This is a genomic window from Streptohalobacillus salinus, assembly GCF_003201605.1.
GTDB lineage: Bacteria > Bacillota > Bacilli > Bacillales > Amphibacillaceae > Streptohalobacillus > Streptohalobacillus salinus.
Genome location: NZ_QJJR01000002.1, coordinates 193,270 through 206,779, shown reverse-complemented (window position 1 = coordinate 206,779; position 13,510 = coordinate 193,270). Strand labels below are relative to the sequence as shown.

General features: G+C 38.9%; 14 protein-coding genes. All 14 read left to right on the top strand.

Annotated features, from left to right (window positions below; all coding sequences use genetic code 11):
* The first annotated feature begins 19 nt into the window (after positions 1-19).
* The 14 genes from rpmF to DES38_RS02385 all read left to right on the top strand — a co-directional run bounded on the left by rpmF (position 20) and on the right by DES38_RS02385 (position 13,487).
* Positions 20-193: a 50S ribosomal protein L32 gene (gene rpmF, locus DES38_RS02450; RefSeq protein WP_110250496.1), complete on the top strand. Its 174-nt coding sequence runs from the start codon at positions 20-22 to the stop codon at positions 191-193.
* 343 nt (positions 194-536) lie between these two features.
* Positions 537-911 carry a DUF3397 domain-containing protein gene (locus DES38_RS02445; protein ID WP_170114310.1) on the top strand — a complete coding sequence of 125 codons (375 nt, stop codon included), beginning with the start codon at positions 537-539 and terminating at the stop codon, positions 909-911.
* A gap of 279 nt (positions 912-1,190) precedes the next feature.
* Complete coding sequence (gene mraZ, locus DES38_RS02440; RefSeq protein WP_110250494.1) at positions 1,191-1,622, top strand: division/cell wall cluster transcriptional repressor MraZ; 432 nt, start codon at positions 1,191-1,193, stop codon at positions 1,620-1,622.
* 20 nt (positions 1,623-1,642) lie between these two features.
* The gene (gene rsmH / locus DES38_RS02435) at positions 1,643-2,614 is read left to right on the top strand and encodes a 16S rRNA (cytosine(1402)-N(4))-methyltransferase RsmH (protein WP_110250493.1); all 972 of its coding nucleotides are present in this window, start codon (positions 1,643-1,645) and stop codon (positions 2,612-2,614) included.
* Positions 2,614-2,979, top strand: a complete 366-nt coding sequence (ftsL2, locus tag DES38_RS02430) for a cell division protein FtsL (protein WP_245881942.1) — start codon at positions 2,614-2,616, stop codon at positions 2,977-2,979. Before rsmH ends, ftsL2 begins: the two co-directional genes overlap by 1 nt.
* A gap of 29 nt (positions 2,980-3,008) precedes the next feature.
* Positions 3,009-5,189 carry a penicillin-binding transpeptidase domain-containing protein gene (locus DES38_RS02425; RefSeq protein ID WP_110250492.1) on the top strand — a complete coding sequence of 727 codons (2,181 nt, stop codon included), beginning with the start codon at positions 3,009-3,011 and terminating at the stop codon, positions 5,187-5,189.
* A gap of 159 nt (positions 5,190-5,348) precedes the next feature.
* Positions 5,349-6,833 carry a UDP-N-acetylmuramoyl-L-alanyl-D-glutamate--2,6-diaminopimelate ligase gene (locus DES38_RS02420; protein ID WP_110250491.1) on the top strand — a complete coding sequence of 495 codons (1,485 nt, stop codon included), beginning with the start codon at positions 5,349-5,351 and terminating at the stop codon, positions 6,831-6,833.
* Positions 6,830-8,185 (top strand): UDP-N-acetylmuramoyl-tripeptide--D-alanyl-D-alanine ligase, encoded by a 1,356-nt coding sequence (locus tag DES38_RS02415; RefSeq protein WP_110250490.1) that lies wholly within the window; start codon positions 6,830-6,832, stop codon positions 8,183-8,185. Before DES38_RS02420 ends, DES38_RS02415 begins: the two co-directional genes overlap by 4 nt.
* Positions 8,186-9,166, top strand: coding sequence for a phospho-N-acetylmuramoyl-pentapeptide-transferase (gene mraY, locus DES38_RS02410; protein WP_110250489.1), 981 nt, complete (start codon positions 8,186-8,188; stop codon positions 9,164-9,166).
* On the top strand, positions 9,166-10,515 hold the full coding sequence (murD, locus tag DES38_RS02405; RefSeq protein WP_110250488.1) for a UDP-N-acetylmuramoyl-L-alanine--D-glutamate ligase: 1,350 nt from the start codon (positions 9,166-9,168) through the stop codon (positions 10,513-10,515). Before mraY ends, murD begins: the two co-directional genes overlap by 1 nt.
* A 354-nt stretch (positions 10,516-10,869) precedes the next feature.
* Complete coding sequence (locus DES38_RS02400; RefSeq protein ID WP_110250487.1) at positions 10,870-11,706, top strand: cell division protein FtsQ/DivIB; 837 nt, start codon at positions 10,870-10,872, stop codon at positions 11,704-11,706.
* Positions 11,703-12,389: a DUF881 domain-containing protein gene (locus tag DES38_RS02395; RefSeq protein ID WP_110250486.1), complete on the top strand. Its 687-nt coding sequence runs from the start codon at positions 11,703-11,705 to the stop codon at positions 12,387-12,389. Before DES38_RS02400 ends, DES38_RS02395 begins: the two co-directional genes overlap by 4 nt.
* A 16-nt stretch (positions 12,390-12,405) precedes the next feature.
* A complete protein-coding gene (locus tag DES38_RS02390) occupies positions 12,406-13,125 on the top strand; it encodes a DUF881 domain-containing protein (protein ID WP_110250485.1) in 720 nt (239 codons plus the stop codon).
* Positions 13,125-13,487: a small basic family protein gene (locus DES38_RS02385; RefSeq protein WP_110250484.1), complete on the top strand. Its 363-nt coding sequence runs from the start codon at positions 13,125-13,127 to the stop codon at positions 13,485-13,487. Before DES38_RS02390 ends, DES38_RS02385 begins: the two co-directional genes overlap by 1 nt.
* Positions 13,488-13,510 lie beyond the last annotated feature (23 nt).

Here is a 13,510-nt window from a genome sequence, read left to right as displayed (position 1 = left end):
AGTGAAGGAGGTGTAAGACATGGCAGTACCAAAAAGAAAAACATCTAAAAAGGTGAAGAATCAACGACGTACACACAAAAAATTACAGGTGCCAGGTATGGTAGCATGTTCTAACTGTGGCGAGCTTACTAAGTCTCACCATGTTTGTAAATCATGTGGTCAATATGATGGAAAACAAGTGGTTGAAGCATAAAACCGCGTTGAAAAATACTAGCCAATTGGCTAGTATTTTTTTATGCTTTTATTCGCTGGTGGTTGCTACCTATTTGCGGTTAAGTAATCAACATAAAACGCACTCATCTTTAAGCGGAAGTCTTGCCCTTCACTTTCATTAGTTGGTAATGATATGTCATTGACAGCTAGTTTGTTTTAATGCAAACTAGTAATGAATATTTTGGCGGACTTTAATAACAGGGCTCTAGAGCGATTGCATTTAAGTTACTGATCTCACGCGTTCAGCGATTTTCGTGTGATTAAGTCATATTGGTCGGTAGTAGCCTGTAGCCAGTCAAAAGGATCAATGAGGAGGGATGTCTGTGACTGAAGCGTTAGCAACTATTGTTGCTGTACTGATAAGTTTTCCACCTGTTGTACTCATTGCAACGTATTACATAATGAAGCGTGTTCACCATCAAAAGAAGAAAGCCATTCATCAGGGGATCGAATTATCGAGTGTGTTTTTTTTGATCGCTAATGTAATTATCTTGCAAGAATCCTACCACCTGTTTGAACTGTTATATTTATGGATTGGTCTTATATTCTTATTTATCTTATTAATGGTTATCCAGTGGCGGATGGTGGGAGATATTTATTTCCGGCGATTGATCAAGCTATACTTACGGAGTCTATTTTTGATTCAATTTCCTGCTTACTTGGTATTGTTCATCTTAAGTGTGATAAATCCGTTATAATGAACTAGTGTTAGGACCCCTTGTGGGTCTTTTTTTTATGTTAATGACCAATAATGAGAAGTTTGACGGGTCTATATTTCTTGATTATGAATACATAGTACTAAAATGCGTTTCTGACTGTACGCAACTAAAGAAGGATTAATGTAAGCGCTTAACCTATTGTTTTACATAGCTTATGCGAACACATGTACTATTTTACATTTCTTCTAGGAATATTCCAAAAATATGTGGTGGGAAGTGGGGGGATGTGGTAAACTGTAAAAAAAGGTGGCGATTATTATGTTTATGGGAGAATACAAACATAATATAGATTCAAAGGGTCGGTTAATCATGCCGGCTAAGTTTCGTGACGATTTAGGCGAACGCTTTGTAGTCACACGCGGCCTTGATCAGTGTCTATTCGTGTATCCCATCGATGAGTGGCATATTCTAGAAGAAAAAATAAAAAAATTACCCTTAACTAAAAAAGATGCCCGAGCATTTTCTCGGTTTTTCTTTTCAGGTGCCCTTGAATGTGAAGTTGATAAGCAAGGACGCATCAATCTTCCAACGCAATTGACAAGTTATGCAACGATAGAAAAAGCATGCGCAGTTGTTGGGGTATCAAATCGAATTGAAATTTGGGCTGAGGAAGTCTGGACAAGCTATATGGAAGAAAGCGCCTCAACCTTTAGTGATATAGCAGAAAACATGATGGAATTGGATTTATAACGACTGAGGAGGTGGAAACATTGTTTAATCATGAAAGTGTCTTAAGAGAAAAAACGATTGAAGGTTTAAATATTGACCCTACTGGCGTTTATGTAGACGGCACACTGGGAGCTGGTGGTCATTCATTAGAAATCGCAAAACAGTTAACAACGGGTCGATTGATTTGTTTTGATCAAGATGAACAGGCGTTAGACGCAGCCAAAAAACGGCTAGAAGCTTATGTCGATAATATTACCTTTATTCACTCGAATTTCAGACATCTGAATGATGTGTTACATACATATGACATTGACAACGTAGATGGCTTTTTATTTGATTTAGGTGTTTCTTCACCACAACTTGATCATACTGAACGTGGATTTAGTTATCACAATGATGCCCCACTTGATATGCGAATGGACCAAACAAGTCAGTTATCAGCATATCAAGTTGTAAATGAATGGACGTTTCAGGCGCTTGTTCATATTTTCTTTACCTATGGTGAAGAAAAGTTTTCCAAACAAATCGCACGAGCGATTGAACAGGAACGAGAAAAGAAACCAATTGAAACAACATTGGAGTTGGCAGAATTAATTAAAACAGCGATCCCTGCAGCTGCCAGAAGAAAAGGACCACATCCAGCAAAACGTATCTTTCAAGCGATTCGCATTGCAGTGAATGATGAATTAAATGCTTTTTATGATGTATTGCATCAAGCAGCTGAAAGGTGTGCGATTGGTGGGCGCATTGCCGTTATTACATTCCATTCATTAGAAGATCGGATTTGTAAACAAGCATTTAAAAAGTGGAGTTCTGTCCCACCACTACCTAGGAACATGCCAGTTGTACCAGAACAAAGTCAACCACCATTTAAATTGATTACACGAAAACCAATTGTCGCTGATGATTCTGAATTAGAAGAAAACCGCCGATCACGCTCAGCCAAGCTTCGGATTGTTGAAAAAGTTAAAGTATGGGACAAAAACTTCTTCTATCAAAAAGGACGGGATTAATGATGAGTATTAATCATGCGAGATCATATCAACCGACAGCACCTAAACGCCAACAGTCCAAACAAGTTAAAGTTGTTGTTAAGTCTAAAAAGTACACAACAGGAGAATATGTCCTGTGGGGTGCATATGCTGCGATGTTCGCTGTCGCTTTGTTCTTGTTGGTACATATGAGTTCAAATGTTGATCAATTAAACAGAAACATTGAAAGCTTAAAGGGCGATGTTTCTGAACAGACGACGCTCAATGAAAACTTAACCTATCAAAAAATGGAATATTCGAACCCAGAACGTATTCTAGCCATCGCAAAAGAAAATGGTTTAGATATTCAAAACACAAAAGTAAAACAAGCAACGACAATTGAATAAAGAGATTATTTTGAAAAGGGCGTATGAGAATGAAAAAGAAAACCACGACAAATTGGACAGTGACGTTTTTCTTGTTTCTCTTTCTGCTCTTTTTTCTTATCGTATCTTTTCGTGTTATCTATATTCAAGCAACAGGTCAGGTTCAAGGTTTTGATTTAGAAGGATGGGCAACACAACAACGAGAAGCAGATACCACGATTCATGCAACACGTGGTACAATTGTTGATCGTAATGGGATGGCATTAGCGCAAGATTTAACCGTCCATCGTATTTATGCGATCGTTGATGAAGATTTTTCACCTGACCCCGAAAAAAGATTGAATCATGTTGCTGACATTGACCAAACAGCTGAGAGTTTGTCACAAATTCTTGAAATGGATACGGTAAAAATAAAAGAGATTCTTATTGAGGGAAGAGAAAATGAACGTTTTCAAGTCGAATTTGGTCAAACAGGCCAAAATTTATCACGTGAACAAAAATTAGCAATTGAAGCACTTGAGTTACCAGGCATTCACTTTATAGATGAAGCGAAGCGCTATTATCCAAATGGTATGTTCGCCTCGCACGTGATTGGACTAGCACAAGCAGACGATACACATGACATTACCGGTATTACGGGCATAGAAGCACAACTTGACGATCAACTAGCAGGCATTAATGGTTCAATTACATATCAAACGGATAACTATAACCGCCGCTTGTTGGCTGCTAATGAAGTGATCGAAGAGAAAAAAGACGGCTATCATGTGAAATTAACCATTGACCAGAAAGTTCAAACGATTTTAGAGGACGCGTTATCCCAAGTCGAGGAAACATTTGAGCCTGAGCGGATTACTGCAACAGTTGTCAATCCGAAAACGGGTGAAATTATTGCGTTAGGTAATCGCCCCTCATATAATCCAAATGATTTAGAGGATGTGAGCAATTGGTACAATGATGTCGTTTCAACGCCAATTGAGCCCGGCTCAACAATGAAGATTTTTACTTTAGCTGCAGCGATTGAAGAAGGGGTTTATAATCCAGATGAATATTACAAATCTGGAACATATAAGATTCCTGAAATTAATCGACCGGTTCCTGATTATCGTAAACATTGGGGAAGTATTACTTTCGCAGAAGGTTTCCAGCGGTCATCGAACGTCGCAATGGCGAAACTTGTTTGGGAGAAAATTGGACCTAGCACCTTCCTTAATTACTTGAAAGCTTTCCATTTCGACCAAGAAACCGGTGTTGATTTACCTCGAGAACAAGCGGGGAGAATTGTCTTTAATTACCCGATTGAACAGTTAAATGCTGCGTTTGGCCAAGGAACAACAGTAAGTCCAATTCAGTTAATACAAGCAGCGACTGCAATTGCCAATGACGGCGAGATGATGAAACCGTTTGTGATTAAAGAGATAACAGATCCAAATACAAATAAAGTTATAAGCAACACTGAACCGACGTCGGTAGGGACACCAATCTCAAAGTCAACTGCAGATCAAGTGCTAAGCGCGATGGAGTCTGTCGTTACTTCCGACACGGGAACGGCGCATAATATTTTCCACTTACCTTCGTATACGCTGGCTGGCAAGACAGGTACAGCGCAAATTTCAGGTGGTGCTAGTGGTTATTTAAGTGGACGAGAAAACTACATCTTTTCATTTGTAGGAATGGCTCCGAGTGATGATCCGAAGTTATTAATGTATGTGACGGTGAAACAACCTAAACTTAAAGAAACCGAATCGGGTTCTAAACCAGTATCCTTTATTTTTAATCATGTGATGGAGAACGCCCTGCATTATTTAAACATTCAACCTGATAAAGAAATCGAAGAAGACGTAAGTGAGCTAATCATGCCTGCGGTCAAGAAACAAGCGACTGCAGAAGTGGTTGAAAACTTAGAAGGTCATGGTGTTAAGCCGTTGGTTGTCGGTGAAGGTAGTGAAATTGTCGGCAGTAATGTGCAAATGGGTGAAAAAATCCTTTCAACTCAAACAATTATTTTAGTGACAAACCAACCAACCATGCCTAATTTAAAAGGGGAATCACTCCGTACGGTCACCCAATTTGCTGATTTAATGGATTTAGATTTAGAAGTAGCTGGTACGGGTTATTTAGAAAAACAAAGCGTTGCAATTGGCACTGAATTATCAGAGGGGCACTATCTTTTAGCGGATTTTACTGATTTTGAAGCGGAAGAACCTGAAACGCCAACGGCTAATGATTAAACAAATATGAACGTGTAGTTATTAAACTAATCCAATTGAATCGTTTTAGCTAGCTGTATTTTTTGGTATAATAAGACGGAATGTATTAAAAAAAAGGCATTCATTTATGAATGCCTTTTTTTTACGAATGGAAACTTAGAGAAAGGTGTGTGATGAAAGGTGAAATCCTTACATCAACTTATTAGTCAATTCCCTTATGCATATGAATGGCTAAATGAAAAAGAAGTAACAATTACAGGAATGACGAGCGATTCGAGAAATGTCGCAGATGGTCACTTGTTTATTTGTATCAAAGGCTATACCGTTGATGGACACGATTATATTGATCAAGCAGTAAATCAAGGGGCGGTAGCAGTTATTGTAGAAAAAGAAGTAGTCCGTCAGGATATCGCGGTCATCAGAGTGAATGATTCCCTGCGTGTGATGAGCTACTTAGCTAATCGGTTATATAATTTCCCAACCAATGATTTACATATGATTGGAATTACGGGGACGAATGGTAAAACATCCATTACGTATTTATTGGAAGCCATTTTCAAGCAACATCAAGAAAAAACGGCGTTAATCGGTACGATTCAGTTGAAAATAGGTGAAGAAACGTTTCCAATCAAAAATACGACACCAGAGCCATCTTTTTTGTTTCAACATTTTGCTTTAATGCAAGAAGCTGAAGTTGATCACTGCATCATGGAAGTTTCTTCGCATGCTTTAAAAGAAGGGCGCGTCCGTGGCATCGATTATGATATTGCTGTACTAACTAATTTAACGCAAGATCATTTGGACTTTCACCAGACGATGGCCGACTATCGTCACGCTAAAGAGCGCCTGTTTCAACAATTAGGCAACCGCTATGACAGTGAACGGCCTAAATATGCAATCATTAATCTAGACGATGCGCATAGCGCAAGTTTTATTGATGTAACAGCACAACCAGTCATCACGTATGGTTTATCCGAAGCAAGTGATATCTATGCCAAAGATATCGAACTTTACGCCGATCACAGCAAGTACACAGTGGTGGTGCGCGGCGAAGCGATCACGATTGAGACAAAACTCATCGGAGAATTTAATGTTTACAACAGCTTGGCAGCGATTGCGGTTGCCTATGTTTCAAACGTCCCCCTTGCTGTCATTGCTTCTAGTTTTGCGACGATTAAAGGGGTTAAAGGTCGCTTTGAAGCTGTTGATAGTAATAAAGCCTATTCGGTGATTATTGATTATGCCCATACACCAGATTCATTGGAAAATGTTCTTGAAACGGCGCGTTCATTTGCAAAAGGAAAGGTTTACTGTGTGATTGGGTGCGGGGGCGATCGGGATAAAACAAAACGCCCGTTAATGGCGGAAGTAAGTGATCGTCTAAGTGATTATACGTTGCTCACGTCAGATAACCCGCGTTCAGAAGATCCCTTGCAGATCATAGAGGATATGAAAAAAGGTATGCAATCGTCGGCTTTCACCATTGAAGTAGATCGGCGATTGGCGATTGAAAAAGCAATCAGCAAAGCACGAGCTGGTGATGTCATCATTATCGCTGGCAAGGGGCATGAGACCTATCAGATCATTAACGGAACGACGTATCCTTTCGATGATTATCAAATTGCGCAAACATTTATGATGAAAGACTTAGGTGAGGACAAATGATTAAAGACAGTGACTTAAAAAAAATCACCACTGATGTTGAGGGTGGATTAAACCAGGAATTAAAAGGGGTAGGTACAGATACACGTCAAGATTTAACTAATCAGTTATATGTCCCGCTAATCGGTGATCACTTTAATGGGCATGATTTTATCGAAGTAGCAATAGCTCAAGGCGCTCTTGCTGTCTTCTGGCAAAAGGATCACCCCTTTCCTGAGCACTTAACAACGAAACCAGTCATCTATTATGTGGACGATACATTAGAAGCACTACAACAGTTGGCAAAGGTGTATCGAGATAAGGTTGATCCAAAAGTGATTGGCATCACTGGCTCAAATGGTAAAACCTCAACGAAAGATTTAGTTGCCAGTGTTTTAAAAGCTAGCTTCCGAACGCATGTGACAAAAGGTAACTTTAATAACCATATTGGTTTACCTTTAACCATCTTGAATATGCCAGCGACAACTGAAATATTAGTGTTAGAAATGGGAATGAGTGCTAAAGGGGAAATAGAGGTGTTATCAAATTTAGCACGACCTGATATTGCAGTCATCACAAATATCGGTGAATCCCACATCGAATTTTTAAAAACGAAAATGGGAATTAGCGAAGCCAAACTTGAGATTCTGACCGGGTTAACTAAGGGTGGTGTATTCGTTTATGATGGAGATGAACCACTTTTAAATAAAAACTATGCGGTCAAAACCATTCGCGTTGGCTTCGAAGAGCGGCATGACTACAGAATTGAAGCAGTCGTTGTGACTAGTGATGGGACCTCTTTCCAACTGAATCATCAGACACCGTTTAACATCCCGTTAGTGGGTAAGCACCATGCGAAGAATGCGAGTTACGCAGTCGCGATTGCTCATCACTTAGGTGTCTCTGATGCAGCGATTCAAGCTGGTTTTGATAACATGATTAAGACTGGCATGCGTTTTGAGGTAACTAGTAAAGGCCCCCATCAGGTGATTAATGATGCATATAATGCCTCACCAACATCGATGTGTGGGTTGATTGACATCGTAAGTGATTTAGAGACGACCAAACAAAAAGTTCTCATTTTGGGTGACATGTATGAATTAGGTGAAAAGACAGAGGATTATCACCGCATGGTAGGTGCTTATGTTACAGATAAAGTTGATCTATTATTGACAGTAGGTGAAGCAGCCCGGCATATTAAAACCAATGAGCAAATTAAACACCATCATTTTGAAACGAGAGCAGCCTTGTCTACTTATTTAAATCAATTAAGTAAACCGTCACTGCTTGCTTTTAAAGCATCGCGAGGCATGCAATTAGAAAAAGTAATAGAGCAACTTACAATGAATGATTTAACAAATCACGGAGGTTTATAAATGGATCTATTATCAAGAATACTTGTTATATTTATCAGCTTTTTAATAATGGTTGGGTTTAGTCCAATTGTTATTCCACTATTGCGCCGTTTGAAGTTCGGGCAAAGCATCCGGGAAGAAGGACCTCAATCACACATGAAAAAAACAGGTACGCCAACAATGGGTGGTATACTGTTTATCATTGCCACGGTGTTGACTAGTTTCTTCGCTCATCGCTTTTTAACCGGTAGCTGGTTCTTAAAAGAATTTGGCCTTTTAATGTTCGTGTTTTTAGGGTTTGGAACCTTGGGTTTTTTGGACGACTTTATTAAAGTTATCTTAAAACGAAATCTAGGTTTAACTTCTTTGCAAAAGTTAATGGGACAAATCGTTGTCGGTGCTGTGTTTTTTTTAATGGCTCAAGATTTATTAGTAAGCGAAATTGTTGTACCATTTAGTTCGTTAACGATAGATTTAGCCTGGTTGTATCCGGTTTTTGTAGTGGTATTACTCGTTGGTTCCTCGAATGCTGTGAATTTAACTGATGGTCTAGATGGTTTGGTTGCTGGACTTGGCGCGATTAGTTTCTTTGCCTTTAGCGTGTTAGCTAGTAGTTACGGGGGATTTGAAACCGTTGAAATTGTCGGTCTAAGTATTGTTGGAAGCTTACTTGGGTTTTTAGTGTTTAATAAATATCCGGCAAAAGTATTTATGGGAGATACCGGTTCATTAGCGTTAGGTGGATTGCTAGGCGCAATCAGTGTCCTCTTGCATCAAGAACTATTGCTTATAATCCTCGGCGGCGTATTTGTGATCGAAACGCTGTCCGTAATGATTCAAGTTGTTTCTTTCAAAACACGTGGTAAACGTGTCTTCTTAATGAGCCCAATCCATCATCACTTTGAACTTAAAGGCTGGTCCGAGTGGAAAGTGGTAGGTGTATTCTGGTCGGTAGGCTTACTATTAGCGCTGTTGACTGTTATCTATGAGGTGATAATCTAATGAAAAATAAATTAAAGCATTTTCCTTATCAGAATGTACTGGTGTTAGGTCTTGCGAAAAGTGGAACGGCAACGGCGTGTGTATTAAGTCAACAAGGATTAAACGTGTATGCCAATGATTTAAAAACAGCAGACGATGACGAAGCAGTGGTGCGTCTTCGACAACAAGGTATCACCATTGTTGTCGGAGAACATGATACGCGGTTGCTTGAAAACGTTGACTGTGTTATTAAAAATCCAGGTATTCCTTATTCAAATGTTATGATTGAAAAAGCTGAACAATTAGGGATGCCAATATTGACTGAAATTGAATGTTTACAATATATGTTGGATGAGAACATTTTAGGAATCACTGGATCAAACGGAAAAACAACCACGACGACACTCAGTCATCTGATGTTGAAAAACAGTGAACAAAACGTGGCAGTAGCTGGAAATATTGGAGAGGTAGCCATTGAAATTGCAGCTGACTTAGCTGAAAATGCTACGTTGGTATTGGAATTATCGTCTTTTCAATTAATGGGAACAGAAACCTTTAAGCCAAAGGTAGCTGCGTTACTTAATCTATCAGAAGCACACCTCGATTATCACGGGTCTTATGAAAGTTATAAGTTGGCCAAAGCGAAACTATTTACCAATCAAACGGCAGAGGATTATTTGGTTTACAATCTTGATGACCAAGATGTTGTTGAGTTAGTCAATACGAGTAAAGCAACCTTAGTGCCATTTTCAACGACGCAGATTTGTGAAACGGGTGCTTATCTAAAAGATGACTGGGTCTATTTTCAAACGACACCAGTGATAGCTGTTGAACACATTCGCTTAGTTGGGGAACATAATTTAGCTAACATTTTAGCGAGTGTAGCAGCAACGCTATTATTAGGAGCAACCCTTGCTGGGATAAAGCAGACGTTGACAACTTTTGATGGTGTTAAACATCGCCTGCAGTTTGTTGGTGAGAAGCAAGGGCGGTTATTTTATAACGATTCAAAAGCGACGAATATATTGGCAACGACAAAAGCGTTACAGGCATTTAAACAACCAACACGATTAATTGCGGGAGGCTTGGACCGTGGAAATGGGTTTGAGGATTTGTTACCGTATTTAACCCGAGTTGTCGGGTTATACTTATATGGTGAAACAAAAGACAAACTTAAAGCAACCGGTGAAAACGCCGGAATCCCAGTGATCACAACTGGCGAGACCTTAGATGAGATGATTAAAGCAGCTTGGTGCGATAGTCAAGCAGGTGATGTTATACTACTGTCTCCAGCATGCGCAAGTTGGGATCAATTTGCAACCTTTGAAAAACGCGGGGATTTATTTATCTCGACTGTTAAACAACTATAAGAGTAATGAACGTTCAGGTACTGATGGGTAAGTCATAGACGGTGTAACAAAACGGAGTGAAGTATCCACTCCGTTTTGTTGTATTTGAATATTTTTTGCTTTGACTGACGATTAATCCGTTCGACATTGCTAGGAAATGCTAGAAAAAGCAAGTGTGTTTATCAATCTAAAACAGGTGAGATGATTTCCGGTAAGAACAAACGTTTCACGGTCAATGTGTTCATGAAAAACAAGCGTTAAAAGCGTTCGATAGTCTGATTGTCGTAAGCCCTTATCTGGTTAAATCTGTGCTATAATTTAACTAACTAAACAATACCCTGTGAAGTTATCATTTATCGAAAAAGGGTGCATAAAATGAGAGAAAAAAGAGAAAAAAACATCGTTTCAATAGAAGATCGTATTCCAAACCTTAAAGAAACACGACGTAAAAAAGCAAAGCGTCGGTTTATGTTCTATTTGACTGTATTGTTGCTGTTAATTCTTATTGTGGTTTATTTAGAAACGCCACTTAGTCATATAAGAACGATTCAAGTCGAAGGTCAGCATTATCTTGATGAAGTAGATATTTTAGAAGTGAGCGGATTAACGGAAGAATTAAGTATTTGGAGCTTTGAAAAAGCAGCTATCGAAAAAGAAATCACGAGAATAAAGGAAATTAAAAGTGTTACTGTCACACGGCACTTCCCCCAAGATGTTCGAATTGAAATTACCGAAAACAGTACAGTCGGATATTTGTACAACAATACCAAAATAATACCTATATTAGAAAACGGCACGCAACTTGATCATGCATCATTAGACAGTTACCCAGGAGATGCACCACTAATGATTAACTTTGGTGATGATGAATACCTAGAATTACTGATTTCACAACTTAAAGAAACGAAACCACAGTTGGTTGACCACATTTCTGAATTGCACTATGCACCTACTGAAGCAAATCCGTATCAAATTCATTTGTACATGACGAATGGGTTTGAGTTAAAAACCTCAATACGTGATTTTTCTAATCATATAAAGAGTTATCCCTCAATTGTTAGTCAGCTTGATTCCAATGATCCAGGATTAATTGAGATTGGAGCGGGTGGTGCAGTGTTTAATGCGTTCGACCCAAGTGAAGAAGTAGTTGATCCAGACCAAGAAATCTATCTTGAAGATGTAGAAACAGAAGATGAGGATGTAGTTGAATGAAATTAAATGGAAAACACGTGATTTTATCATTCGTGTTGTTTGTATTTGGCTACCTTATTGCAGTGGGGTACCAACATACCAGTTTTTTTAATGATACGGAAGAAATTACTGATGAAGAATGGGATCGGACCTTCCATTATCGTCAACAACTGATTGATTTAGAAGCCCGTAACCAAACGTTACAACAAGATATTAATGACTTACGTTTAGATTTAATGAAGATGGAAGAGAATTTCTCTAATGAACAGCAGACCTTAACTGAAGCTGTTGAGTTAAAACAAACTTTACAAGCGTATGTCGGTGAATTAAACATTGAAGGAGAAGGTATATTTCTTTCACTGAAAGATCAAAACTTTGTTCCAAGTGAAGAAAATGTAAACGACTATATTGTACACGATTACCATATTCAATTAGTTCTCAATGAACTGTATAGTGCCGGCGCTGAAGCGATTGCGATTAATGGGCAACGAATTTATGCAGATAGTCATGTCGTTTGTGTCGGACCCGTTATTTCAGTTGATGGTAAAAGTTATCCTGCCCCCTTTGAGATTGAAGCGATTGGTAACAAGGACACATTAATGAATAGCTTAACTCTAGCGCAAGGTGTAATTGATGAGTTAGTTAATGACCAAATTGAAGTCGAATATAAACAAATGAATCAGATTGTGATGGAACATAATTAAGGGAGTTATTAGAGAGATGAAGAATAAATCGATTTGGCTATTTGCCTTCGCAACATTATTGATTGGTTTTATGATTAGCTTACATCTGAATATAAAACCAGAAACAGAACAACGAGACACACGTGATCTTTGGGAAATTAGAACAGCTTTACAGACAGAACAGGAACGTCGGATTGAACTTCAAGAAGAGTTTCAGTCGCTAACAGCGATGAAAAATGATTACGATACGACCTCGCGTTTAGCGCAAATTCAAACCTTACAATCGAGCATTAAAGAATTAATGGCGCAAGCTGGTCTAACGCGAATAACGGCACCGGGTTTAGAAATCACATGGCAAGCCGATTTTCAAGCCGTTGAATCTGATGAACCGTTTCCAAAGATTACCTCTGAGCTGCTCAATCGATTTTTGAATGAGTTAAACTTGTACGGCGCGATAGCTATTGCAGTAGAAGACGAACGGATTGTTAACCATTCAGCGATACGAGACGTGAGTGGGCGTGTTTATGTTAATCAACGGCCGATTAGAGACCTTCCAGTAACCATTAAGGTAACTGCAGATGACCTTGAACGTCTGTCTAACTATTTAGCAGTTAGCCAGTCGCGTGAGGATTTATTGCTTCATAACATAACGATTGATGTAGAAGAAAAGGAAGAATTAGACATACCAGCTTTTTCGGATCAATTAGATTTAGAGTTCATCTCAATTACAGATGACTTAGAAACAGGTGATGAGTAATGTGGTTATCAATTATTTTTTTATTAATCGGTGTGTTGCTAGGCTTACTGTCTGATATCACTATTCCAGAATATTATTCGAATTATTTGTCAATTGCGATCTTGGCCGCTTTTGATACATTACTAGGGGGCATCCGTGCCCATCTTGAACGGGTATTTAATGCACAAGTTTTCTTGACGGGTTTCTTTTTTAACATCACGCTCGCTGTGCTGTTAACGTTTATTGGTGCACAATTAGGGGTAGATTTGTACTTAGCGGCAGTATTTGCTTTCGGTTGGCGTTTATTCCAAAACATCGCATTAATTCGTCGTTATTTGTTTGACCTTAGTCAAAAGAAACGCCAAGCGAAGCTGAATAAATAAGCGAGCGATCATGATTGAATCTC